Annotated in this window: 25 protein-coding genes and 1 pseudogene; 10 read left to right on the top strand and 16 right to left on the bottom strand. The window is 70.6% G+C overall.

The genetic code is table 11. The annotated features are described in order from the left end of the window. Together ACFMRZ_RS05845 and ACFMRZ_RS05840 are read right to left on the bottom strand one after the other, a co-directional pair. Positions 1–2,556, bottom strand: a complete 2,556-nt coding sequence (locus ACFMRZ_RS05845; protein WP_400178226.1) for a LuxR C-terminal-related transcriptional regulator — start codon at positions 2,554–2,556, stop codon at positions 1–3. Between the two features lie 119 nt (positions 2,557–2,675). Then, positions 2,676–3,002 carry a hypothetical protein gene (locus ACFMRZ_RS05840; RefSeq protein ID WP_280360597.1) on the bottom strand — a complete coding sequence of 109 codons (327 nt, stop codon included), beginning with the start codon at positions 3,000–3,002 and terminating at the stop codon, positions 2,676–2,678. Between the two features lie 160 nt (positions 3,003–3,162). Here ACFMRZ_RS05840 and ACFMRZ_RS05835 point away from each other — a divergent pair, with 160 nt between their 5' ends. From ACFMRZ_RS05835 to ACFMRZ_RS05825, 3 genes and pseudogenes are all read left to right on the top strand, one after another. Further along, positions 3,163–3,585, top strand: a complete 423-nt coding sequence (locus tag ACFMRZ_RS05835) for a WhiB family transcriptional regulator (protein WP_400178225.1) — start codon at positions 3,163–3,165, stop codon at positions 3,583–3,585. Positions 3,586–3,732: 147 nt separating this feature from the next. Beyond that, a pseudogene (locus ACFMRZ_RS05830) lies at positions 3,733–4,269 on the top strand (winged helix-turn-helix domain-containing protein); the annotation flags it as partial. Then, complete coding sequence (locus ACFMRZ_RS05825; RefSeq protein ID WP_400182778.1) at positions 4,235–7,147, top strand: ATP-binding protein; 2,913 nt, start codon at positions 4,235–4,237, stop codon at positions 7,145–7,147. The pseudogene ACFMRZ_RS05830 and the gene ACFMRZ_RS05825, both read left to right, overlap by 35 nt. A 13-nt stretch (positions 7,148–7,160) precedes the next feature. Here the strand turns inward: ACFMRZ_RS05825 and ACFMRZ_RS05820 are convergent, their stop codons facing one another. Further along, a complete protein-coding gene (locus tag ACFMRZ_RS05820; protein ID WP_400178224.1) occupies positions 7,161–7,619 on the bottom strand; it encodes a DUF1348 family protein in 459 nt (152 codons plus the stop codon). A 135-nt stretch (positions 7,620–7,754) separates the two neighbouring features. Here ACFMRZ_RS05820 and ACFMRZ_RS05815 point away from each other — a divergent pair, with 135 nt between their 5' ends. Further along, positions 7,755–8,717, top strand: a complete 963-nt coding sequence (locus ACFMRZ_RS05815) for a GlxA family transcriptional regulator (RefSeq protein WP_400178223.1) — start codon at positions 7,755–7,757, stop codon at positions 8,715–8,717. Positions 8,718–8,720: 3 nt separating this feature from the next. Here ACFMRZ_RS05815 and ACFMRZ_RS05810 read toward each other — a convergent pair whose 3' ends face one another. The 9 genes from ACFMRZ_RS05810 to ACFMRZ_RS05770 form a co-directional block, all read right to left on the bottom strand. Further along, positions 8,721–9,437, bottom strand: coding sequence for a 5-formyltetrahydrofolate cyclo-ligase (locus tag ACFMRZ_RS05810; RefSeq protein WP_400178222.1), 717 nt, complete (start codon positions 9,435–9,437; stop codon positions 8,721–8,723). A gap of 88 nt (positions 9,438–9,525) precedes the next feature. Continuing rightward, complete coding sequence (locus ACFMRZ_RS05805; protein ID WP_280270920.1) at positions 9,526–9,855, bottom strand: hypothetical protein; 330 nt, start codon at positions 9,853–9,855, stop codon at positions 9,526–9,528. Continuing rightward, a complete protein-coding gene (locus ACFMRZ_RS05800; protein ID WP_280270919.1) occupies positions 9,855–10,130 on the bottom strand; it encodes a hypothetical protein in 276 nt (91 codons plus the stop codon). The genes ACFMRZ_RS05805 and ACFMRZ_RS05800 overlap by 1 nt, the downstream gene beginning before the upstream one ends. A 115-nt stretch (positions 10,131–10,245) precedes the next feature. Then, a complete protein-coding gene (locus ACFMRZ_RS05795) occupies positions 10,246–11,445 on the bottom strand; it encodes a Dyp-type peroxidase (protein WP_400178221.1) in 1,200 nt (399 codons plus the stop codon). Then, positions 11,438–11,968 carry a copper chaperone PCu(A)C gene (locus tag ACFMRZ_RS05790; RefSeq protein WP_400178220.1) on the bottom strand — a complete coding sequence of 177 codons (531 nt, stop codon included), beginning with the start codon at positions 11,966–11,968 and terminating at the stop codon, positions 11,438–11,440. The genes ACFMRZ_RS05795 and ACFMRZ_RS05790 overlap by 8 nt, the downstream gene beginning before the upstream one ends. Before the next feature lie 185 nt (positions 11,969–12,153). Beyond that, positions 12,154–12,699: a hypothetical protein gene (locus ACFMRZ_RS05785; RefSeq protein WP_400178219.1), complete on the bottom strand. Its 546-nt coding sequence runs from the start codon at positions 12,697–12,699 to the stop codon at positions 12,154–12,156. A gap of 61 nt (positions 12,700–12,760) precedes the next feature. Continuing rightward, positions 12,761–13,549 (bottom strand): SGNH/GDSL hydrolase family protein, encoded by a 789-nt coding sequence (locus ACFMRZ_RS05780; protein ID WP_400178218.1) that lies wholly within the window; start codon positions 13,547–13,549, stop codon positions 12,761–12,763. A 94-nt stretch (positions 13,550–13,643) separates the two neighbouring features. Beyond that, complete coding sequence (locus ACFMRZ_RS05775) at positions 13,644–14,156, bottom strand: GtrA family protein (protein WP_280365709.1); 513 nt, start codon at positions 14,154–14,156, stop codon at positions 13,644–13,646. 72 nt (positions 14,157–14,228) lie between these two features. After that, on the bottom strand, positions 14,229–15,080 hold the full coding sequence (locus ACFMRZ_RS05770; RefSeq protein ID WP_400178217.1) for an SDR family oxidoreductase: 852 nt from the start codon (positions 15,078–15,080) through the stop codon (positions 14,229–14,231). 119 nt (positions 15,081–15,199) lie between these two features. On the opposite strand from ACFMRZ_RS05770, the gene ACFMRZ_RS05765 reads away from it, so the two are divergent. From ACFMRZ_RS05765 to ACFMRZ_RS05745, 5 genes are all read left to right on the top strand, one after another. Next, positions 15,200–16,063, top strand: a complete 864-nt coding sequence (locus ACFMRZ_RS05765) for an NAD(P)H-binding protein (protein ID WP_400178216.1) — start codon at positions 15,200–15,202, stop codon at positions 16,061–16,063. A 63-nt stretch (positions 16,064–16,126) separates the two neighbouring features. Beyond that, positions 16,127–16,912: a helix-turn-helix domain-containing protein gene (locus tag ACFMRZ_RS05760; protein WP_400178215.1), complete on the top strand. Its 786-nt coding sequence runs from the start codon at positions 16,127–16,129 to the stop codon at positions 16,910–16,912. A 27-nt stretch (positions 16,913–16,939) separates the two neighbouring features. Beyond that, positions 16,940–17,806 (top strand): fructosamine kinase family protein, encoded by an 867-nt coding sequence (locus tag ACFMRZ_RS05755; protein ID WP_400178214.1) that lies wholly within the window; start codon positions 16,940–16,942, stop codon positions 17,804–17,806. A 185-nt stretch (positions 17,807–17,991) separates the two neighbouring features. Then, positions 17,992–18,390 (top strand): VOC family protein, encoded by a 399-nt coding sequence (locus ACFMRZ_RS05750; RefSeq protein WP_400178213.1) that lies wholly within the window; start codon positions 17,992–17,994, stop codon positions 18,388–18,390. A gap of 231 nt (positions 18,391–18,621) precedes the next feature. Next, on the top strand, positions 18,622–19,113 hold the full coding sequence (locus ACFMRZ_RS05745; protein WP_400178212.1) for a peptidylprolyl isomerase: 492 nt from the start codon (positions 18,622–18,624) through the stop codon (positions 19,111–19,113). A 69-nt stretch (positions 19,114–19,182) separates the two neighbouring features. Here the strand turns inward: ACFMRZ_RS05745 and ACFMRZ_RS05740 are convergent, their stop codons facing one another. Next, the gene (locus ACFMRZ_RS05740) at positions 19,183–19,677 is read right to left on the bottom strand and encodes a phosphoribosyltransferase (RefSeq protein ID WP_400178211.1); all 495 of its coding nucleotides are present in this window, start codon (positions 19,675–19,677) and stop codon (positions 19,183–19,185) included. A 72-nt stretch (positions 19,678–19,749) separates the two neighbouring features. Further along, a complete protein-coding gene (locus tag ACFMRZ_RS05735; protein WP_400178210.1) occupies positions 19,750–20,460 on the bottom strand; it encodes an SDR family oxidoreductase in 711 nt (236 codons plus the stop codon). 102 nt (positions 20,461–20,562) lie between these two features. Between ACFMRZ_RS05735 and ACFMRZ_RS05730 the strand changes: the two genes are divergently transcribed. Next, positions 20,563–21,435 (top strand): helix-turn-helix transcriptional regulator, encoded by an 873-nt coding sequence (locus ACFMRZ_RS05730; RefSeq protein WP_400178209.1) that lies wholly within the window; start codon positions 20,563–20,565, stop codon positions 21,433–21,435. Here ACFMRZ_RS05730 and ACFMRZ_RS05725 read toward each other — a convergent pair. Both ACFMRZ_RS05725 and ACFMRZ_RS05720 read right to left on the bottom strand, forming a co-directional pair. Further along, complete coding sequence (locus ACFMRZ_RS05725) at positions 21,373–22,086, bottom strand: metal-dependent hydrolase (protein WP_280275019.1); 714 nt, start codon at positions 22,084–22,086, stop codon at positions 21,373–21,375. The genes ACFMRZ_RS05730 and ACFMRZ_RS05725 overlap by 63 nt on opposite strands. A gap of 30 nt (positions 22,087–22,116) precedes the next feature. After that, on the bottom strand, positions 22,117–24,366 hold the full coding sequence (locus ACFMRZ_RS05720) for a serine/threonine-protein kinase (protein WP_400178208.1): 2,250 nt from the start codon (positions 24,364–24,366) through the stop codon (positions 22,117–22,119). Positions 24,367–24,488 lie beyond the last annotated feature (122 nt).

Below are 24,488 nucleotides of genomic sequence, written 5' to 3'. Positions count from 1 at the left end.
TCACAGCAGCCCGCTGCGGCGGGCGAGGTCGAGGGCGTCGGCACGGGTGCTGCTGCCGAGTTTGGCGTGGATGCCGCGCAGGTGGGTCTTCACGGTATTGATCGAGACACCGAGGACGTCGGCGATCTGCTGCGCGGTGCGCCCGGACGGCAGCTGATCGAGCACGGTCCGCTCGGTGGGCGTCAGGCGCGGCGGCCGGTGCCGGCGGGCGAGCGCGGGATGGTGGCGCACGAGGGCGGCGAAATCGTTGTCGTGGCCGAAGGTTCCGGTGTGCGCGTCGAGGAGTTCGCGGGTGCCGGGCACGTCGAGGAACGGCCGCACCAGGCGTTGCGGTGCGGCGTGGTGCACGGCGGCGGCGATCGCGCGGCGTGCCTGGGGCGGATTGCCGAGCGCGGTGTGCGCGGCGGCCGCGAGCAGCCACGCGGAGACGATCCCCGGCGTGGTCCCGGAGGTCGTCAGCAGCGGCTCGACCAGGGTGTGTGTGGTGCCCGGGTGCTGTTCGAGCGCGACGGCCGCGCGCGCGAGGGTGAGGTCGGGGCTGTCGCCGAGCACCGTGGCGGCCTGATCCACGAGCAGTCGCGCGGAGTGGACGGCGGCGACGCCGAGCAGCACCGACACCACGTGCGGGAGGAGCCGCCCCGCGACGGTGGGCAGGGGCAGCGGCCGGCGCAGCAGGACGACGGTGCTGCGCCGCACCGCTTCGGCGGCGGTGTACCGGTCCTCGGCGGTGTCGAAGGCGAGCAGCCGGGTGACGACCTCGAGGTGCCGTTCGCGGCCGGCGGCGGGGGCGGTGCGCGCGGGCGGTGGTTCGACCGGTTCGCCGCGCAGGTATCCGGCGAATGCCGCGAGGGTGCAGGCCCGGTCCACCTCGAGGTGGTCGCCGAGGCCGTGGCGGGCGGCGACGGTGACCGCGTGTGCGGCGTGGTCGTGCATGCGGGCGATGGCGCCGCGCACGCCCGCGGCGATCGCGAGCCGCACCGAGGCGCGGACGCTCAGGGCCGCGTTGCCCGCGGCGTCGGCCAAGGCCAGGCCGTGGCGCAGGTGCTGTTCGGCGGTGCGCAGGTCGTCGTGGGCGAGGGCGACGGTGCCGAAGCGGACGGCCGCGTAGGCGTCGAGGTCGGGTTGCCCGGTGGCGGGCAGGCGGTCGGGCAGCCGGAATTCGGCGAGTCCGACGCCGGTCCGCAGGGCGACTCCCGCGCTCGCGGCGGCGGTCAGTAGCCGGATCCAGGTTTCGGGGGCGAGGGTGCCGGTGTCGGCGGGCCGGCGGTGCAGCAGGTCGAGTCGGATGACGGCCTCGGCGGTGTCGTCGTGTTCGACCGCGTCGACCGCGCGCAGCGCGTGCAGCAGCGGGTCGTCGGCCGGGACCGGGCCGCCGTGCTCGAGTTGCCGGAACAGGGCCGGGCCGTGCCCGTCGAGCACCATGCGCATCGCGGTGTCGCGCAGGAATCCGGGCAGCCGCGGGGAGCTCGGCACGCGCAGCAGGTGGTGCAGTGCCGACTGCGGCATGCGCGCGCGGCGGTACCAGTCGGCGGCGCGCACATGCAGTGCGGGCAGGTCGTGGTGGTCGCGCGCCTCGGTGAGCAGGTGGGCGCGCAGCAGCGGGTGGTAGGTGAACCAGAGGTCGCCGTCGCGGGCGTGCCGGGTCGCGGGGAAACCGGCGCGGACCAGTTCGCGCAGCACGGGAACGGCGCTGTCGCCGGTGAGTTGTTCGGCGAGTCCGGCGGTGAAAGCGCCCGGGACACTGGTGATTCGGGCGAACTGCCGCTGCGGGCCGGACAGGGGTGCGAGGACCTCGTCGGTGAAGAATTCCGCGATCGATGCGGGCGGCTCGGCCAGCGCGGCGAGCGCGGTCGCGGTGTCGGCGTGCCCGGCGAGGTGTCCGGCGGCGAGGGTGATCAGCGCGGGCCAGCCGCGGGTCAGGCCCATCAGCATGGCCAGTTCCGGGTCCGAGAGGTCGTGGTGGCGTCCGCGGCACAGTTGCGCGGCACGGACCTCGCCGAACGCCAGATCGGCCGCGTGCATGCGGATCATGCGCTGTCGCAGTTCCACGGTGTGCCAGCGCAGGGCGGGTGCGTGGCGCGCGGCGAGGACGGTGGTGAGATTCGGGGGCGCGTCGGTGAGCAGTTGCCGCAGGTAGCTGAGGTCCGCGGGCCCGGCGGTCAGGTGGGCGTCGTCGAGGATCAGCACGGTCGGGCGGGAGTCCGCGCGCAGGGTGGCGGTCAGCTGGGCGGCGTCGGCGGCCGGGTCGGCGCGGACGGTGTCGTCGGTCGGCACGGCGTGGACGCCGAGCGCGGCCGCGACCGCCGGGGCCAGCGGGCCGCCGGGGGTCGCGGTGACCCAGCCGATCCGGAGTCCGGGCCGGGTGCGGCACAGGTGCTCGCGGGCCCACTGGGTGACGAGGACCGTCTTGCCGGTGCCCGCCGGGGCGGTGATCAGCAGGACCCGGCCGCGCGCGGCGAGGGCGGTGTCGAGGCGGACGTACAATTCCGGCCGCGCGACGGGCGCGAATGCGAATTGCGGGAACGTCGTGCCGGTCGAAATGGATGAATCGGGCATATGCCTCTCCTGGATTCGGCTCGCCACGCGGGCGTATTTCTTCCGTTCGTTCCGCCGCCGAATTCCGGTTCGGGGGAAATCGGCGGCGGAAACGCGGTGCTCCGGGGTGTCGTGACGGTTCAGCGGGCGGCGACGGGGACGAACGGCGCGTAGTCGCGGACGTGCCCGTCGGTCCAGCCCCAGGCGATGGTGCCGTCGGCGGGGGCGCCGTGCTGCAGGTGCAGCTGCCAGCCGGACGGCGTCTTCCGCCAGATATCGCCGTCCCGGTCGCGGTACCAGCCGAATTCGGGCGGCTCGGGCGCGGCGCCGGGGGCCGGTCGCGCCAGCAGCTGGCCGGCGAGTTCCATCACGCGGTCGGCCACCGCGAGCAATCCGACGAGCACGGCGCCGGGCGCCGGGTCCGCGGCCGGTGTGGTGTGCGCTTCCACTGTCATCGGAATATTCATGTCGTTGCACTCCTACGGTTGTGAAGACATATTCCGAAGGATTGTCCGACCGGCGACTTCCATATTTCTTCCGCTGCAATTCCGTATTACTTACCGGCGACTTCGGACCTGATTCGTTGTCATTTCGTAATTCATATGACGGGCGATATCCGGGGCTTTAATGAATACAGTGTCGGAATTCCGGGCGATCGTCCGGACGGTGACCGGGCCGCGGTGCGGTCCGGTCGAACGAGCAGGAGGCGATCGAGTGAACTGGCGAAAAGATGCGGCCTGCCGCGAGGCGGCGCCGGGGCTCTTTCATCCGCCACCGCCGCCGCGCGGCGATCCGGGGCAAGCGCTCGCATACTGCCGGCGTTGTTCGGTGGTGGCCGACTGCGCCAGGCATTCGCTCACCATCGGAGTACCCGGTGGGATAGCGGCCGGAGTATGGCCTGCCGGTGACCGCGACAGCGTTGCGCAATTACGCGTGATCGCTACCGGACGCGGCGCGCCGCGGCGCTGTGTGCGCTGCTGGAGGCTCATTCCGGGGTCGTCCGGGGATCGGCTCTGCGGCCGCTGCGGGTTCGCGGAGATTCCCGTGTGAATCGCGGATGTTGTTGGCTCCCAGCGTGTTTGCTGGACTATCTCGGCAAGGGTGGATTTGTCACCGCGCGAAGTCGGATGTAATTTACCGAAAGACTTTGCAGATAATTCGTGCTTTGCCAGCCCGACAGTCGGAGGGCGTCGAGTGATGATGTCGGATCTACAGGTTCAAGTGTTCGGTCCATTGCAGGTCTTGCTGGGTGGCCGGATCGCTCGCATCGGCGCGGGCAGGCAACGAGCGATACTCGGCAGGCTGGTCCTGGCCGGGGGAAAATCACTGGGTGCGGAGCGGTTGGTCGAAGATGTGTGGGAGGGATCCCCGCCGCCGCACGCCCCCTCGGTACTCCAGGTGCAAATCCACAATCTGCGCCGAATCCTGGAACCGACCCGAAGACCCCGGACACCGGCCCGGATTCTGGTCTCCGAGGGCAGCGGGTATGCGCTGCGATTGGATTCCGGAAATGTCGACGCGTGGCGGTTCGAGGAACTGCTCCAGGAATATGAGGATCGGGTGCATGCGCCGGCCGGTCCGCCCGGTCCGCTGGAGCGTTATCGAATGCTCGACACCGCATTGTCGTGCTGGCGCGGCGCGGCGTTCGAATCGTTCGCCGACGCCTCGTGGGCCGGTGCGGAATCGGCGCGGCTGACCGATCTGCGCGCCACCGCGATCGAGATGCGCGCGCAGGCCGCCCTCGAAGCTCGACCGGGTCGGCGAGGTCGTGGCGGTGCTGCGGCGCCAGGTCGAGGAATTCCCCGGCCGCGAGGAGAGCGCCCGCCTACTCGCCCTGGCCCAGTACCGGCAGGGTCAGCAGGTGGAAGCGCTGGCGACGGTCCGCCGGGTCCGCGAACATCTGCGCTCCGAGTACGGGATCGACCCCGGCCCCCGCCTCGCCGAACTGGAGTCGGCGTTCCTCAACCACACGGTGGTGCCCGACCGCGCACCGGACGAACCGCGCACGGCCCCCGTGCTGCCGGTCCCCGCCCAGCCCCCACCGCTGCCCACCGCCCGCTCCGGGCACCCGGAAAGCGGTGCGGCACAGGAGGTCTCGGAGGATCGCGTGTGCTACCCGGCCCAGTACACCGCGATCCTGGCGGCGGCGGGGGAGGCCCGCGCGTCGGGCGCGCGCCTGGTGTGGGTCCTCGGTGACGTCGGCGCCGGGAAGACCACCCTGGTCTGCGCCGCGGTGGCCGACCTCGCCGACGCGGGCTGGTTCGCCACCTACGCCAAGGCCCCGGAGGTCGACGGCGCGCCCGAGGCGTGGATGTGGCGCGAGATCCTGGCCGAACTGGGCGGAGAGTCGGTGCTGTCGGAGGACGTCGCCGCGCCGGTCGACCCGTTCACCGTCGTGCGGGCGGTGGCCCGGCGCTGCCGCGACCTGGCGGGCAAGGGACCGGTCGTCATCGTCCTGGACGACATGCACCGCTGCGACGCCGCGAGCCTGCAAGTGCTGCGGCAACTGGTGAGCTGGCTGCACCGCGAGCCGGTACTCGTCGTGGTGACCGCGCGCGGACCCGAACTGCCACCGGTGCTGCGCGCCACGGAAGCGGCACTGGCCGACCGGGTCGCCGCCCGCCTCGAACTCGCCGGGCTGGACCTGACCGGGACGCGGGCCATCGCCCGGGACGCCGGCCTGGTCGCGGTGGACTCCGACACCGTGGACTCGCTGCACCGGCGCACCGGCGGCAACCCGCTGTTCGTCCGGGAACTCTCGAAATACATGGCGGCGCAAGGAGAATCGCCGGTCCTGCCGCAGAGCATCCGGGCGGTGCTCAGCGAACGGATCGAACGGCTGCCCCCGGACGCGCTCGCCGTGCTGCAACACCTGGCGGTGTGGGGCCGCGCGATCGACCTGGACGCACTGACCGCACTCGCCTGCGCCGAGGAGAGCGAGGTGGTCGACGGCATCGACACGGCGGCCGCCGCGGGCCTGGTCGGATTCGACCCCTTCGGCCGGATCGAACTGGACCACGCGCTGATCCGCGACACCGTCTACGACGGCATCCCGACCCTGCGACGGCGCCGGATGCATTGGGGCGCCGTCGAATTCCTGGAACGGCGCGCGGCCGACCGGACCGCCGACGCCGCCGACATCGCGAGCCTGGCCCACCACGCCGCGCGCGGCGCCACCCGCACCACGGCCGCGCACGCACTCGGATACGTCGCCGCCGCCGCGCGCCGCTGCGACGACAGCGGCGCCCGCGCGGCCGCCGCCGAACAGTGGCAGGCCGCGGTCGCCCTGCACGAACTGGCCGGGCACAGCGGCGACGCGGCCGAGCCCGCCGACCGGGCGGCGATGGTGCGGACCCTGTGCGCGCTCACCGGCGCCCTGGCCTACTTCGGCCGCAACAGCGCCGCCCGCGCGGCGCGGGCACGGGCGGTGCAACTGGCCGAACCGTTGGGCGATCGCCCCCTGCTCGTGCGGGCGCTGACCTGCTGGCGGGCCCCGGTGATCTGGGGCATCCGAGATTGGCGCACGCCCGAGCCGGAACTGACGGCGAAACTGGATGCCGCGCTGGCACAGACGGATTCACCCGCGGAGCAGGCCTGGCTGCTCGTCACGTCCGTGCTCGAGTCCGAGGCCGTCGGCGACGTCGACCAGGTGTACCGCCGGGCGCGCCGCGCGGTGGCCGCGGCCGAACAGATGCGAGACACCGAACTGCGGTGCGCCGCGCTCAACGCGCTCGGCTCCGCGATCACCGGACCCGCGATGCTGGCGGGCTGGGGCCGGGTGGCCGACCAGTTGCTACGCACCGCCCGCACCGCGCGCCTGCCCGAATATCAGGCCGTCGCCCACTACCTGCGATTCCGGACCGCGTGCCGGGCCACCGATCTGCGTGCCGCGGCCCGGCACGCCGCCCGCGCGATCGAATACGCCTCGGCCGGGCAACTGCGCCCGCTCCTGGACACCCTGCAGGCGTTCTCGGCCGTCACCGCGGTACTGCGCGGCGACCTGGCCACCGCCGAGGCGGAGTACCGGTCCTTCGATGCCCGGATGCGGCAATCCGGCGTCGCCAACGAGGACGAGACACTGCTCACCGGCGCGCTGACGCTGGCGTGGGCACGCGGTGATCTGTCGGGACTGCGGGAGCGGGTGGGCGCGCTGTATGCCGCGGAACCCGACCTGGTGGCGCAGCTGTACGTGCTGGTACTGCTGCACGCCGGCGACCGCGACCGGGCCCGCGCGCTGTTCCGCCACCACGCCACCGTGCGGCGCGACTTCTACTGGTCGGTGACGACGGTGTTCCGCGCGCACGCCGCGGTGGCGCTGGGGGAGACCGAGGCCGCGGGGGAACTGCTCGACGCGCTGCGCGACTGCTCCGGCACCATGGCCGGGCTGGCCGGTGGCGCAACGGTTTTCGGCCCGGTCGACGCGGTCCTCGCCGACCTGGCCGACCTGATCGGCGATACCGCCGCGGCCGCCGCCTTCCGCTCCCGCGCGGCGGCACTGCTGCGCCGCATCCTCGCCGAACTGGACACCCTGGGGCCCGCTCCCGCACCCCAGCCCCGCGTCGACCACACCGACACCGCCGAGAACCCCGACCCGGAGCTGGTCTGTGGCTGACCCCGCCACGCGCTCACCACAGCGGCAGCGGCGCACCACGTTCCCCGGGCGGGCGGGGACCGAGGATGCGGCGATCGGCCGCGGTGATCGCGGTGTCGTTGATGCTCGCCTCGCGGCGGCGCATCAGGCCCGCGTCGTCGAACTCCCACAGCTCGTTGCCGTAGCTGCGCCACCACTGCCCCTGCGCGTCGTGCCATTCGTACTGGAACCGCACGGCCATGCGATGGCCGCGGAATCCCCACAGTTCCTTGCGCAGCGCGTAGTCGTGCTCGCGCGCCCACTTGCGGGTGAGGAAGGCGACGATCTCCTCGCGCCCGGTGACGAACTCGCCACGATTGCGCCACACCGAGTCCGGGGTGTAGGCGAGCGCGACGCGCTGCGGATCGCGAGTGTTCCAGGCGTCCTCGGCCAGCTGCACCTTCTCGCGGGCGGCGGCCTCGTCGGTGAACGGCGGCACGGGCGGGCGGGTCATGTCCGGTGATTCCTTTGCGGTCGGCGGGCGGGAGTTTTCCCGCATTCAGCGTCGCGTGTCCGTCATCGACCGGGCCATGTCCATCGAGACATGAATCCCACACATCCGGACACGCCGGGTTGCTACCGTCGGCGCATGGCGCACAGACAGATCGCGGTCCTGGCCTTCGACGGGGTCCGGCTCCTGGACGTGACCGCGGTGCTGGAGGTGTTCGGCACCGCCGCCACCCTCGGCGGCCGCTACGAGACCGTGCTCTGCTCACCCACCGGCGAACCCGTCACCACCGCCTCGGGCACCCGCCTCCTGGCCGACACCGCCTACGACCGGATCACCAGCCCCCACACCGTGCTCGTCCCCGGCGCGCCGGGACTGCCACACGCGCCCGTCCCCGCGGCACTGCTGGAAACCGTGACCAGACTCTCCGGCTCCGCGCGCCGGATGGCGTCGGTGTGCACCGGCGCGTTCGCCCTCGCCCAGGCGGGCGTGTTGGACGGCCGCCGCGCCACCACCCACTGGCGGCACACCGGCAAGCTTGCCCGCGCCTACCCGTCGGTCACCGTCGAACCCGACGCCATCTACGTCCGCGACGGCACGGTCACGACCTCGGCGGGCGTCAGCGCCGCCCTCGACCTGACCCTGGCCCTGGTGGAGGAGGACGAGGGCACGGCACTGGCCCGGGAGGTCGCGCGAGACCTCGTGGTATTCCTCCAGCGACCCGGCGGCCAGTCACAGTTCTCCGTGGCGTCACGCACCCTGCGACCGCGCCGCGACGAACTACGCACGGTGCTGGAATCGGTGCTCGCCGACCCGGCGGGCCACCACTCCCTGACCGCCATGGCGGCCCGCGCCGGGGTCAGTGCCCGGCACCTCACACGCCTGTTCCGCGACGAATTGTCCACCACACCAGCGGCTTTCGTGGAATCGGCCCGGATCGAGGCGGCTCAGGCGATGCTGGAATCCGGCGAATCGGTCACCGCGGCGGCCCACCGCTCCGGCCTGGGCAGCGACGAGTCCCTGCGCCGCGCCTTCCTCCGCCACCTCGGCGTCACCCCCTCGGCATACCGCGCACGATTCCGCACCGCGGCACGCTCCGCGTAACCCTCAGCGCAGCGCGTAGCGCGCGGCCAGCGCCGGAATGGCGGCGATCTTGTCCCGCGGCAACCTGTCCCACTGCAGCCCCGCGGGACGATACGGCTCGACGCAGCGAATCACCGCCTCCGGCGTCACGATCAGATCGAGCCGGCAATCGTGCTCGGCCTCGGGCAACTCCCCGTCCACCACCTGCAACCGGTGCACCGTCGTCGCGATGACCGTGCGCTCATCGATCAACCCGACCTCCTGCAGCAACGCGATCTCGATATCGGAGTAACCCGCCCCCTTGCCCAGCCGCGCCCCCCGCCGATTCACCGCCACACTGCCCAGCACGATCAGATCGATCGGCAGCATCTCGTCGACCTCCACATTGCGCGCCACCACCGCCGCGGTGTCCTTACGCGCCGCCTCGGCGGCAGACACCGGCAACCGCGCGGGATCGAGCAGATAGAACGGCTTCGGCGCGGCCAGCCGCGGACACGCCATATAGATCATCTTCCCCGCCTCCAGCGCCCGCAGCCGCACCGGGAACTGCGCGGTGTCGGGCACCGTGGTCAGCACCCGCGCCGACGACCACTCGGGCACCCCGGCCAGCCGATCGGCGGCGGCCTCGGCCCCCTCGAACTCGGGGATGTTGTACGGCGCCTCCGGCGGGATCACCCGCTCCCGCTCCAGCAACGACCAGATACGTTCGCGCACGGCCTGTTTCGCCTGATCGACACTCACTGCGCCACTCCTCGTCTGCTAGCCGTCGACACCCCGCGGCGGTCCGCTGATCGACCGCCCGCGAGGGCCGCAGCGGCACGCGGATGGCTCAGCCCGCTCGCCGCGCCGCGTGTAACCGGGCCAGCGCCATGCGGGCCTCGGCGCGGGAGATGAGCTGATCGTCGTCGAGTTCGGCGATGGCCGCCTCCAGCCATTCCCGCACCAGGGTCGACAGTCCGATACCGCGTTCGCCCGCGAGTTCCTTGAGACGGGCGTGCAGACGCAGCGGCAGCCGGATCGAACTGGTGATCATGATGTCCTCGTCCGGCCGCAGCGGCGGCGGCACCTGCTGCGCGGGCACCGGGCCGTCACCGAAGGTCAGCCGGTCCATGAACGCCGTGACCTCCTGCGGGGTGGATGGTAAGTCCTTGTCGCTCATCACCGGTTCTCCTGTTCCCACTGTTCGAACACCCTCAACTCGTCGGCACGCATCTCGCGCGCGCCGATGATCAGCCACGTCCAGCTGTCCTGCCGGCGGGCGGCGACGATGAGCGGGCGACCGGCGTCGGTGCGGCCCCACAGGGTGAGGACCGCGACGCTGCCGTCGGCGGCCTGCCGCGGCCATCGCCGCGTGCTCGCGAGAATCTGCCGAACCTCGGAGGTCTCGATCCCGATCAGGTGAGCCATCGCCCAATCGGGCCACTCGAAACCCATGCCGCCATACTACGCGCGTAGTAACCCCAGTTCGAGCGGTCGCACACCGCCGCCGAGACGCACCCGCCGCATTCCCGCGGCCGATGCGCCCCGGCAGCCCACGCCACCCTCGCGGTCAGCCCTCGAACAGCGACTGCCCCACATAGCCGCTCGCATCCGCCACCCCCGGCGGCACCACGAACACCGCGGACCCCACCGGCGTCGTCCACGTATTGAGCGCGTCGAACTCGGCCAGCCGCCGCTGCACCGGCAAGAACTGGGCCTCGACATCACGCTGATAGGCCGCGAACAACAACCCCGAATTCGAGACAGCCCCCGGCGCCGGCGGATCGTCGTAGTTGTAACCGCGCCGCAGGAACCGCTCGCCGTCGCTCGTGTGATGCGCCCGCGCGATATGCGCCGACGGCGGAATCACCGGAATACCGAACCGGTCCACCGCCGCGAAATCCGGCTCGTCGAACTCCCGGCCGCCCGTCAGCGGCGCACCCGTCGCGATCCGGCGCCCCACACTCAACTCCCGCCCGTCGGCATCGAGCTCGTCCCACGTGTCCAGATTCATCGCGATCCGCCGCAACACCAGCGACGTACCACCGGCCAGCCACGACCGCGTCCCGCCGTCGTCCCACACCAGCCGATCGAACTCCGCGTTGCCCGGCGCGAGATTCACCGTCCCGTCCACCTGACCCATCAAATTGCGCATCGTCTGCCCGCGCGGCGCATCGCGGAACCCACGCTGCACCCACCGCACCGACACCAGCGAGGCCACGCTCCTACACAACACCCGCACCGCATGCGACACCGTCGTCACCTCGTCCGCGCAGACCTGCACCAACAGATCACCCGCACACCACGCCGGATCCAGGCGATCGATCGCGAAACCCGGCAGCGGCCGCAACCACGGCGGCCGCGCCGACGCCAGCCCCGCGACCGCGAACAAACCCGGACCGAAGCCGATCGTCACCGTCAGCCGCGCCGGCCGCGCCGCCAACTCCGGCTCGGTATCGGCGAGCGCGGGCCGCCCCGCGGTCAACCGTCCGGCATCACCGGTCCAGATCCGCAGCAACCCGGCAATGTCGGCACGCCCGGTACCCGGCCTCAGATCGAACCCGACGAACGCCGCGTGCCGCTGCGGCACGGTCGCGACCCCGCCCTGATGCGGACCGTAGAACGGCTCGACCGCAACACCCGAATCCGCCTCGGACACATCCCGTCCCGACCGCGCCACACCCCAGCCGACCCCGGCGACACCCGCGGCCCCCGCCGCGGCGGCGCCCCCACCGAGCAGACGCCGCCGCGACAATCTCGGCTCAGCCACCGTGCACGGCAGGGGTCGCGTCGCCCGCGGGCACGTAGTTCTCCCTGTTACCCGGGAAATCACGCACCCGAGCGGTGAACGTCGTGCTGGACCCATCCGCGAACTTCACCGTCACCGGCACCTCCGCACCCGTCCGCAACGGCCCCGTCAAATCCATGAACATCAGATGATCCGCACCCGGCGCCAGCGCCACCCGCCCGTGCGCGGGCACCACCAGACCACCGGCCTTGGGCCGCATCATCTTCTGACCGTCCAGACCCACCGTCTCGTGAATCTCCATCCGCGCCGACGCCGGACTGGTCGCGTCGACGATGCGCGCCTCGACGTCCGACGAATTGGCGATCTCGGCGAACGCCGCCGACATCCCCTGATCGGCCGCCTTCACCCACTGATCGGTAACCGCCACCGCCGCCGCCTGCGACACCGGCGCCGCGCCGCCACCGGACGAACACCCGCCCAGCAACACCGGAACCGTGAGCGCGACCACGACACCGGCCACGCGCGAAAACGTAAGAGCAGACATGGGAAATCTCCTAGTCGAGATATGAGGGAAGATCACCGTCCGCAACGGACACGCCCGACGCCACAACCGCATGCCCTGCCGACACGCATCGAATGCACCCGAAGAGCACCAGACCGCCTGCGCCCGCACAGCATCGGACCGCGCACGAATGCCAGACCACACGCACCACACAGTGCGTCAGGCAGCTACGCCGCGAAACGGTGAGAGAAAAGCGAAATGCCCACACCCCGTGGCGGCCCCCGCCGCCCGATCCCCGAACTCAGCAGCAGCCGCCACAGCGAGACAACGCCGGCACCCTCGACCACCCGCCACACCGCCGCCGGAACGGCCGGAACCACCCCCAGCGCCACCACCATCCGCCGCACGCTCGACAGCACCCGGCCCAGCGCCACCTCGGCCCCACGAACCAGCAACGCCCCCACCGGAATCGCCACCAGATGAGCGACCACCATCGCCGCAGTGAACACCGGCGGATGACAATGCCCCGGCGCCACCGACAACGCCGCATGCCCGACCGCCTGCCCCGCCGCCAGCAACACCATCAACCGCGCCAACCCGGTGCCCACCGACGCCACCAGCACCCCCGTCAGCGCACACGCCGCCACGAGCAACGACACCGCGGCCGAACCCAACCCCACCGAACCCCCGCCCAAGGCATGCGCCGCAACACTCACCGCCCCCGCCGCGGCACCGACGGACGCACCGCGCAACCGCGCCGCAGGATCCGTCATCGACCGCACCCGCTCATCCTAAAGTCCCGGACCGGCCCACACCGCCGCCACCCGACCCGCATCACTCCGAAACCGGCAGCAACAGCGGCCGTTTCGCCGTCAGATCCGTCCCCGACGACACCCCACGCAACCGCCGCCCGATCCACGGCGCCATATGAAACGCCACCCACCGCAACTCCGCCGCCACCGACGCCGACAACTCCCGCCGCACCGGCGGCAACGGCCGCCGCCACCCACCATCGGCCCCCGGCAACCCCAGCGTGTCCGCCACCGCCCGCGCCACCAGATCATGACCCAGCGGATTGAGATGCAACCGATCCTCCGCCCACACCCGCCGATCCGTCGTCGCGGCCACCGGCTCGAAATCCACCAGCAGCACCCCCGGCCGCCGCGCCAACTCCCGCATCCGCGCATTCATCGCCCGCACCCGCGCCGACAACGGCCGCACGATCGGCGCCACCCCACCGATATCCGGAAACGTGAACGTCACCACCCGCGCACCCACACCCGTGAGCGCCGCGAACATCGCATTGATATCCGCCAGCACCGCATCCTGATCGAAACGCGGCCGAATCAGATCATTCATCCCGGCCACCACCGCCGCCAGATCCGGCGCCAACGCCACCGCCGGCGCCAACTGCTCCGCCCGGATCTGCGCCGCCCGGCGACCCCGCACCGCCAGATTCGCGTACACCAACTCCGGGCACGACCCCGCCAGCAGATCCGCCAGCCGATCCGCCCAGCCCCGATGCCCACCCCGGCCGTCCGGATCACCGATACCCTCGGTCTGACTGTCACCCAACGCGACGAAACGACCGACCGGCCGCGCCACTGCGATATCCGACGTCACCTTCACCTCCCGCGGAACCCTGCGGCACGACATCGTACGACCGCCGCGCGAACAACGCGGATACACCGGCACACCATCGCGTGACGGAGACGAATCAGAGCAACTCCAACTCCGCCGCCGCCCGCAGATCCTCCGGGAACACGTACCGCCGCAGCGCCCAGAACCGGAACGCCATCGCCAACAGCACACCCAGAATCTGCCCGGTCACGAAATTGGCCACCGCCTGCGTCGCCGCACTCACATGCGGCACCCGGATATCGAACAGATACAGCGAAATCGCCTGCGGAACCAACGTCACCGCGATACCCAACGCGCTCACCGCGAAGAACAACGCCGCCTCGTGATGCCGCTGCCGCCCACCCCGCGCGCTGAACGACCACTCCCGATTCAGAATGTAGGACACGATCGTGGCGATCAGCACGCCGAACGCCCGCGCCGTCAACGGCTTGTCCTGCAGCACAGTCAATTTCAGCGTGTACACCACACCGGTATCGACGAACCACGTGACCGCGCCGACCACCGCGAACTTCATCAACTCTTGATGCCGGACGAGGGCAGCGCGATAGGCTTCCGGCAGCCGATCGAGGACGGGTTGTACCAGCGACACGGCACCCACCTTAACCGCGCCCGCCGCCGCGCGCCGACCAGCCGACCACCCACCCCGTACGGCCCCCGCACCTCACCGCGGCGACGACGGCTCCGGCAACCCCACCAACCCCGCGCACACCGCCGTCAAACGATCCCCGAGCGCATCGTCCTGCGCCACCCGCGACGGCGCCTTCACCCGATCCTTCTGGAAATAACACCCGGTGACCGCCGCCAGATCCGGCGCCGAGGCCAGATACGCCAACCGCCGCCCACCCTCCTCCGCGGACACCATGAACACCCGCTTGAACACCTCCATCACCGGCTTGGCGAACCACGGCGCGGCATCCCAGATCCCCGTCGACACCGCCCCCGGATGAAACGCGTTCACCGTCACCCCCGTCCCCGCCCACCGCCGCGACAACTCCCGCACATACAACACATTCGCCAGCTTCGAACGGCTGTACGCCCGCTGCCCCGAATATCCACGCGCACAACCCAAATCGTCCAAATCCAACGACACCCCGTAATGCATCACCGACGACGTGAACACCACCCGCGCCGGCGCACTGCGCACCAACCGCTCCGACAACAACTCCGTCAGCAGAAAACCACCGAGATGATTGGTCGCGAACGTCGACTCCACCCCCGCCGCGGTCTCCGTCCGCCGGAAGAAGAAACCGCCCGCATTATTGGCCAGCACATCCAGCCGCGGACACGTCTCCAGCACGGCGGCCGCCAGCCGCCGCACCGAATCCTGCGACGACACATCACATTCCAGCGTCTCCACCGCACCGGCCCCGGCCGCACGCACCTGTTCCGCCGTCGCCGCGAGCTTGTCCGCATTGCGCCCCACCAGCACCAGCCGATCGCCCCCTGCGGCGAGCTGCCGCGCGGCCGCCAACCCGATGCCTGATGTCGCCCCCGTAATCAGGATCGTCTTCATACCCGTCAACCATGCCAGAACCCACCGCCCCTGTCCCGCACTCCGCAACCACCCCCTACCGGCGCCGACTACCCGCCGAAACACCGTGCGCCGCAGCCACCGACCGGTACTGTGATCGAATGGAGCCGGTACTCGTCACAGGCGCCGCCGGAGGCCCGCAGGGCTCGACCGGCCGCCACCTCACCGCCCTCCTGCTCGGCCGCGGCATCCCGGTACGCGCCCTCGTCCACACCGACGACGAACGCGCCGCCCCCCTGCGCGCCCTCGGCGCCGAGGTCGTCGTCGGCGACCTGCGCGACATCGCCATCACCCGCGCCGCCCTCGACGGCATCCACCACGCCTACTTCACCTACCCCGTCATCGACGGACTGGTCGACGCCGCAGGCGCATTCGCCGTCGCCGCCCGCGACGCCGGAGTCCGACGCGTCGTCGCCGTCTCCCAACTCGCCGCCGGCCCACAAGCCCTCACACCCCGCATGCGCCAGCACTGGGTCGCCGAACAAGTCCTCGACTGGGCCGGCATCGGCGCGATTCACCTGCGCGCCGCCGTCTTCCACGAAAACCTCGCCCTCCTCGCCGACACCGGCGACGGCACCCGCCTCACCATGCCGATGGGCCCACCCACCACCGTCCTGCCACTCATCGCCGCCGCCGACGTCGCCCGCGTCGCCGCCGGACTACTCGCCGACCCCGACCGCCCCGCCGAGCCCGTACTCCTCCTCACCGGCGACGTCCAACCCATCGGCGAAGCCGCCCGCCTGCTCGGCCGCACCTACACAGACACACCCCCGGACCGCTGGCGCCACTGGGCCCTGGAGTTCTACTGCTCCGCCCACGCCGCCGAACACCTGTCGAAACTGTGGGAGATCTTCCGCCTCCTCGGCGAAGGCACCGGCCTCTACCAGGTCACCCCCGAAATCGAGAAATACGGCGGCCACCCGCCGACCACCCTCGCGCGCTTCGCCGCCCACCGCTCGCGATAACCGCACCCCGGCTTACCTCACAGGTAATCGGCAGCACGCACCCGTCTCCGTACGATCGAGCACGTGCAAACCCAGACCGCAGGCGACCTGCTCCGGCATTGGCGAGTCACCCGCCGCCTCAGCCAGCTGGAACTGGCCGGCCGTGCCGAAACCTCCGCCCGGCACCTCAGCTTCATCGAAACCGGTCGCGCCACTCCGAGCCGCCAGATGATCCTGCACCTGTCGGAGGAACTGGAAATCCCACTGCGCGAACGCAACCGCGTCCTGCTCGCCGCCGGCTTCGCACCCGTATACGCCGAACCCGGATTGGACACCCCGCAGATGGAGCCGGTCCGCACCGCCATGCGCCAGATCCTCGTCGGCCACGAACCACACCCCGCACTCGCGGTCGACATGCACTGGAACATGGTCGACGCCAACGCCAGCGCCGGCCTCTTCCTCGCCGACGTCGCGCCCGAACTGCTCACCCCACCGGTCAACGCACTGCGCCTCAGCCTGCACCCCGACGGCCTCGCCCCGCGGATCATCAACCTCGCCGAATGGCGCGGACACCTGTTCGAACGCCTGCAGCGCCAGATCGAGATCACCGGCTCCGCGCACCTCACCGCCCTCTCCACCGAACTGCGCGCATACCCGGGCGGCGAGCATCCGCCCGGCCTGCCCGAACCCGAACAGGCCGTAGTCCCGCTCCGCCTCCGCCACAACGGCGCCGACCTGGCCTTCCTCAGCGCCATGACCGTCTTCGGCACGCCCATGAATGTGACGGTCGCCGAACTGGCCATCGAATCCTTCTTTCCCGCCGACCCCGCCACGGCCCAATACCTGCGCGACAACTCGCCGGTCGGCTAGCGCCCGGCCGCGTGCACAATCGAGCCCATGAGCGAAGCCGCGGCCCGCGTACACGACCTGCTGGGTGTCGAGGTGGCCGACATCGCGGACCTCGGCCACCGGCACGCGTGGACACTGCACCGAGCCCGCCTCGCCGACGGCCGGACCGTCTTCGTGAAAGCGGTGACCGGCGCACCGGATTCCACTGCCGGACAAGCACTACGCGCGGAAGCGGACAGCCTGCGCTGGCTGGGGGAGGGCGCCCGCGACGGCCTGGTGCCGCCGGTGCTGGGGGAGGACGGGCGGACCCTCGTGCTGCCCTGGCTGGACGAGACCACACCCGACCCGGCCGCGGCCGAGGAGCTCGGCCGCGCCCTCGCCGCGCTGCACGACTCCCGTCCCGAAACCTTCGGCGCACCGTGGCCGGGCTTCATCGCCACTGTGCCGCAAGACAATTCACCGACGACGGGGGAGTGGGGGCGGTGGTATGCCGAACGCAGGCTGGCGCCGCTGCTCCCGGCCGCCGCACCCGTGCTGGGCGATCCGGGCCTGCGCCTGCTCGAGCGCGTCATCACCGACATCGACCGCCTGGCCGGTGATCCGGAGCCGCCCAGTCGCATTCACGGCGACCTCTGGTCCGGAAATCTTCTGTGGACCGCCGACGGTGTACGGCTGATCGATCCGTCGGCACACGGCGGTCACCGGGAGACCGATCTCGCCATGCTGGCCCTGTTCGGCGCTGCGCACCTGGACCGGATCCGCTCCGCCTACCAGGAGGCGAGTCCGCTGAAACCGGGTTGGCGGCAACGCATTCCGCTGCATCAGCTGTATCCGCTGCTCGTGCATGTTGTGCTGTTCGGCGGCTCGTACCGGGGGATGACCTTGGAGGCCGCCGAGTCGACGCTGCGAATCTGACCGGCCGGAGTGACCGCAGGATCGGCATTTATCGACTCCTTTAAAAAATACCTAAATGGGCATATGCGCATCTATGCATTAAAAGCGCTCACAGCCATGTCACCCGACAACGTGCTCACTTTCAAAGCAGCACCGACGAGGGGGAGGGGAGCATGGTGCGTCCGGGCGTGGGTTAGCGTCGGCGCATGGACCTGCTGCGGATCCACCATGTGGCGATCATCGCCTCCGACTACGAGCGATCGAAGTCGTTCTACACCGAAGTCCTGGGCCTGCGGGTGCTGGCGGAGAACTATCGGGCCGAACGTCGTTCGTACAAACTGGATCTCGCGTTGCCGGACGGTGGGCAGTTGGAGTTGTTCTCGTTCCCCGACCCGCCGGCACGGCCGTCGCGGCCGGAGGCGCGCGGGCTGCGGCACCTGGCCTTCGCGGTGCCCGATGTGGCGGCGGCGCTGGCGGAGTTGCGGGGTAGGGGAGTGGCGACCGAGGACGTGCGGGTCGACGAGTACACGGGGAAGCGGTTCGCCTTCTTCTTCGATCCGGACGAGCTGCCGCTGGAGCTGTACGAGGTCGTACCAGGCGCCTGAGCGGCGGCAAGGCGTTAAATCATACCTAGATGTAGACATGCGAATTTAGGCATGTATACCCGTCTTGTACCCACTCATGCAGTCACGACCGCGAAAAGCTCACCAATGCACACATCACCACCTGCCCAGACGAGAAAGCGGGTCTGGTTGGTCGCCGGGCCGAACCGGCTGGCGGGGAACAGGATCGTGGGTGGGCGCTCGGGGCGAGGACGGCTCCCATACGATGGCCGGATGACCAAAGTGCTGCTGAATACCTCAGCCGGGGACATCACGCTCGAACTCGACGAGACGAGGGCGCCGAAGACGGTCGCCAACTTCGTGGATTACGTGAAGGCCGGTCACTACGACGGGACGATTTTCCACCGGGTCATTTCCGGCTTCATGGTGCAGGGCGGCGGTATGACCGCGGACATGCAGCAGAAGCCGGCGCCCAACCGGGTGGAGAACGAGGCGAGCAACGGGTTGCGCAACGATAAGTACACGGTGGCGATGGCCCGCACTTCCGATCCGCATTCGGCGAGTGCGCAGTTCTTCATCAACACCTCGAACAACGACTTCCTCAACCATCCGGGTCAGGACGGCTGGGGTTACGCGGTGTTCGGCAAGGTCGTGGACGGTACGGACGTAGTGGACTCCATCAACGATGTCCGGACCGGTTCGCGGTCGGGCCACCAGGATGTGCCGGTGGAGCCGATCACGATCGTGTCGGCTCAGCTGGCCTGAGGCTGTTGTCGGACGAGGGCGGCCGTCGCACCACGGTGCGGCGGCCGCCCTCGGTGTGTCCGGGGGTGGTCAGGCGTCGAGCACGCGGGCGGTGCGGGCCACGACGGGGGGCTGGACGGACCAGGGGAAGTTGATCCAGCGGTTGGTACGCCGCCACACGTACTGGCAGTCGACCTCCGAGCGGGGCTTCTGGTAGATAACCGCGCAGCGGACCTCGGCGACCTTGTCGGCGCAGAAGTCGCGCACGAGTTTCAGGGTGGCGCCGGTGTCGGCGACGTCGTCGGCGACGAGGACGCGCGCGCCGGCCAGGTCGACGGCCTGCGGGACGGGCGGGAGCATGACGGGCAGGTCGAGGCGCTGGTCGACGCCGGTGTAGAACTCGACGTTCATGACGTGCAGGTTCTTCACATCGAGGGCGTAGCCGAGGGCGCCGGCGACGAAGAGTCCGCCGCGGGCGATGGACAGGATGAGGTCGGGTTCGAAGCCGTCGGCGGCGACCTGTTCGGCGAGTTCGCGGCTCGCCGAGCCGAACAGGTCCCAGGTGAGTTCTTCCCGATCCGGCACGGGCGGCCCCTTTCGGTGGTCGATGGCACGAACTTAGACCACGCGGGCCGCGGGTGTGCCGTGATCGCGGCGCTACACGAGGCGGTGTCCGCCGTCGACGTGGAGGACGGTGCCGGTGAGGAATTCGTTGGTCATGACGGCGAGGAAGGCGCCGGCGAGGTCGTCGGGGCGGCCGACGCGTTTGCCGGGGAGTCGTCGGGCCATGGCGGTGAGTCGTTCGTCTTTGGCGTCGCCGGCGAATTGTGTCCAGATGGGGGTGTCGACCCAGCCGGGGGAGACGGCGTTGACGCGGACCGGGGCGAGTTCGAGGGCGAGGGCGCGGACTAGTCCTTCCAGTGCGGCGTTGGCGGTGGCGACCATGGAGCCGCCGACGGCGGGCCGGTAGGCGGCGATGCCGGAGGTGACGGTGAGCGATCCGGTGAGCAGTGGTGCGGCGTGTTTGGCGACGAGCCAGGGGCCGAGCACCTTGATGTCCACGACGGTGCGGGCGTCGGTGAGCGCGAATCGGCGGAGTGGGCCGTAGCCGGTGCTCATGTCGGCGGCGGTGACGACGACGTGGTCGAGGGTGGTGCGGTCGGCGAAGAGGTGTTCGACGGAGCTTTCGTCGGCGATGTCGACTTGCCTGTGGTGCAGGCGGTTTCCGCCGTCGAGGGTGGTGGCGGCGTCGGCGAGGCGGGTGGTGGAGCGTCCGGCGATGGTGACGTCGTGTCCTTCGGTGAGTAGCCGGGCCGCGAGGGCGAGGCCCATGCCGGAGCCGCCGCCGATGATGAGGGTGTGGGTCATGGCGTCGACTGTGGCGGCTGCGGGCAGGTGCGGGGAGGCCGTGTGTGGCCTGGCCCTGGCGGGGCCACCCCGGGGAGCATGGTCCGGGGGCAGACTGGTCGGGTGAGTGAACGTCGTGTGCTGGGGGATTTCCTGCGGGCCCGCCGGGGACGGGTGCGGCCGGAGCAGGTGGGGTTGCCGGTGGGGACGGGCCGGCGGCAAACGCCGGGGTTGCGGCGTGAGGAGGTGGCGTCGCTGGCGGGTTTGAGTGTCGACTATTACGTCCGGTTGGAGCAGGGGCGGGATACGAATCCGAGTCTGGCGGTGCTGGACGGGCTGGCGGTGGCGCTGCGGCTGGACGAGGACGAGCGCGCGCATCTGTACCGGTTGGCGCGGGTGGTGGCGGATCGTCGGGGGCGGCCGGTGCCGGTGCCGGTGGCGGCGCGGCCGGGTTTGGTGGCGTTGCTGGAGTCGGTGTGTCCGACGCCGTCGTTCGTGCTCGATCGGTGGAGCAATGTGCTGGCGGCGAATCCGGAAGGGCTGCGGCTGCTGTCGGGTATCACCGAGTGGGAGCCGGTGCGGCGCAACCTGGTTCGGTACGTGTTCGCGCATCCGGCGGCGCGGGCGGTGTTCGAGGACTGGGAGGCGATGGCGAAAGACTGTGTGGCGCATCTGCGGACGGTGCAGGGTGAGGATCCGTCGTCGCCGGGACTGGCGGTGTTGACGGCGGAATTGTCTGCCGCGAGTGCCGAATTCGCGGAGCTGTGGGCGCATTACGACGTGCGTACGAAGCGGGGTTCGCGGCGGGTGTTCCGGCATCCGGCGGTGGGGCGGTTCGCGTTGACGTCGGAGATTCTCACCGCGCCGGACGGTCAGCGGTTCGTCGCGTTCCAGGCCGCGCCGGACGGCCCGGACCGCGACGCGGTGGCTCTGCTAGGGCTGGTGGGTGACGATGTACCAGAGCACGGCGAGCGTGCCGAGCACGAACAGTGGTGAGATCACCCAGGTTTCGACCTTGTTGCCGGTGCGGTCGATGATGGGCACGCTGAAGCGTGGTTTGAACGGCCACAGCAGTCGGCAGCCGCGGTCGGTGAGGCAGTCGCCGAGCAGGTGGGCCAGTGCGCCGAGGCCGACGGAGAACGGCAGCCAGGACGGTTTGTCGGAGATCCAGTGGTCCATGGCGAAGGTGCCGGCGACGGCGAGCACGGTGACGGAGAAGTAGGAGCGGAAGCCTTCGCCTGGCGGGCACAGGTTGAGGGCGCGCAGGGCGAGGGCGAGCAGGAAGAAGACGAGTCCGAGGGTGAACCAGCGGCCGATCCAGTGTTCGCCGGCCCAGGTGCCGAAGGCGGCGGCGACGACGAAGGCCAGGGAGTGGGTGGCGTGGCGGTGTCCGCCGGAGATGGCGGAGATGAGTCGGCAGGCGGTGTGCGAGATCGGGCCGAGCACATGCGAAATGGTGCCGTTGGGGTGGTCGGCGTCGGGAAGCAGGGCGGCGCCGGCGGTGAGGAAGGTGCCCATGAGCAGGTCGACGGTGCGGAGTTGCTGGCCGCTCTGCAGTACGGGGTAGGTGAGAATCGAAAGTGGCAGCACCGCAGCGGCTCCCGCCCAGGCCAGTGCGCCACTGGTCGCATGTGAATGTCCTAGCACCGTGGCAGGTTAGCCGATCTTGATCGGTGGTCAGCCGTGGGTGCGGGGGTCGACGATGCGGTCGAGTGCGTGGAGGTCGGATTCGAGTGCGTAGAAGGCGCGCAGTGCGATGGCGAACGCGAAAAGTCCACCGACACAGAGGCCTACGATCGTGCCGAGGACCAGTTGCTGCTGGTGCGGGGTGAGGAAGACGAGTCCGGCGGGGACGCCGACGAGTGGAACCGTCGCGGCCACACCGAGATACACGCGGCTGCGGCGGACGAGGCGGTGCAGTCGGGTGACGTCGTCGGTGGTGGTGTGTCCGGCGGCGACGAGGCCGGGGTAGTACCAGCGCAGCATGAAGAAGGTGACGGGGAAGTAGGTGTAGACGACGGCGACCGCGGCGGCGACGAGGTTGGAGGCGATGAGGTTGACGGTGAGCCCGGCCGGGAGGGTGCCGAGGGAGTGCAGTTTCACCAGGAAGACGCCCATGGCGGCGATCCATCCGGCGAAGGTGACCACGGCGATGCGGTCGCCGCAGGCCAGGGTGTCGCCGCGGGCCTTGGCGAGGGTGGGCGGGTCGAATTGTCTGCCGCGGCGCAGGCCGACGGGTACCAGCAGCACCAGCCGGCACCAGTAGAGCAGGAAGGCGATGGCGAGCGGGTAGGCGATGACGATGAGCAGGTAGCCGAGGCGGGTGATCTGGGCGGCGGCGTCGGCGCCGAGTTCGTGGCGGATGAGTCCGATGTTGTGTGCGGCCAGGTACATGCCGCCGAGTAGCTGTCCGAGCAGGCTGGACAGGGTGACCACGGGCATGGGGCGCATTTTGAGGCGGGCGCGCAGGCTGTGGGCGGGTGGGTCGACGAGGTCGCGGGCGGCACGGTCCTGGCTGAGTTCGAGTTGGTGGGCGAGTTCGAGGCCGTTGGCGTAGCGGTCGGCGGGGTCGGGGGCGAGGCAGGTGAGCAGGGCGTGGCGGAGCACTGCGGGGCAGTCGTCGGGCAGGGTGGCCTCGGTGGCCGGTGCGATGGGCCGGCGGCGGCGTTCGATCATGGCGTGCAGTGAGTGTTCGGTTTCGCCGGCGCCGTGTTCGTCGTCGAAGGGGAGGTGTCCGGTGAGGAGTTCCCAGAGCACGACGGCGAGGGCGTAGAGGTCGCTGCGGGTGTCGAGGTCGGCGGCGGTGGTGGAGCTTTGCGGGTGGCAGGCCTCGAGTTGTTCGGGCGCCATGTAGGGCAGGGAGCCGCCGAAGTAGGCGACGGGGTTGGCGCCGGGCAGGTGGCGGCTGAAGCTGATGTTGAAGTCGGCGAGTTTGGGGAGGCCGTCGGCGGTGAGCAGGACGTTGGCGGGTTTGATGTCGCGGTGCAGGACGCCGCGGTGGTTGGCGTAGTCGAGGGCGGCGGCGAGGCGGCTGCCGAGCCAGGCGACGGTTTCGGGCCAGGTGAGTCGCTGGAGTTCGGCGCGGGTGGCGGAGGGTTGGGGTTCGAGGACGCCGCCGGTGGTGGCGGCGGCGTCGACGGCCTCGAGCAGCAGTCGGCCGGAGCGGCGTTCGGGTGGGGTGCGGCGTAGCAGTCGCAGCACGCCGAGCAGGGTGCCGCCGGGCACGTACTGCATGTACATGAGTTTGAGGTGCTGGTCGGTGATCTGGCGCTGGTCGAAGACGCGCACGATGTGGTCGTGGTCGAGCTGGGCGAGGGTTTGGGGTTCGGTGCCGCGGTCGTGGGAGATCTTGACCGCGACGAGGCGGCCGAGGGTGCGCTGGCGGGCGAGGAAGACGCGGGCGAAGGCGCCGTGGCCGAGGGGGAGCAGCAGGTCGAAGTCGTCGATGGTGGCGCCGGGGTTGATGGTGTCGAGCGCGTCGAGGGCGGTGGGGTCGGCGAGCATGGTGGTGCGCAGGCCGTCGACGTCGAATCCCTCGGTGATGCGGGCCATTTGGGTGGGGTAGTCCTGCTCGTATTCGCGCAGGTCGATGTCGGTGCGGCGGCTGCGGGCGCTGATTTCCTCGTAGATCAGGTCCGGGGGCAGGGGTGCGGCGGCCAGTTCGGGGTAGCGGTCGCGGTAGTCGGCCAGGCGTGGGGCGTCGTCGTCGCGTTGCCAGCGTTCTTGCAGGTCGACCTTGATCAGTTCGATGAGGGCGGTGCGGCGCAGGGCGGGTTCGGCGGGCAGGTGCGCGGACAGGTCGGGGGGTGTGCCGGTGGATTGCCATTGTTCGGAGAACAGGGCAACCAGGCTCGTCAACGCGGTCTGTGTTGCCGTAGCGCGGTCGGCACCGGGGTCGGGTGCGGTCGCGCCGAGGTCGTCATCCATCGTCGCTCGCTTCGAAGTGGAAGTTCCCGGGCCCGGCCCCGAGAGTATTCGATCACTCGTCGCGGTCATCGGCGGTGTGCCGATTCCGTGACGTGGTGCCGGATATCGCACGTCATCATCCG

The sequence above is a fragment of the Nocardia sp. N2S4-5 genome (assembly GCF_044628355.1).
Lineage (GTDB): Bacteria > Actinomycetota > Actinomycetes > Mycobacteriales > Mycobacteriaceae > Nocardia > Nocardia wallacei_B.
The sequence above is the reverse complement of the archived record's forward strand: the minus strand, read 5'-3'. Positions and strand labels throughout refer to the sequence as shown.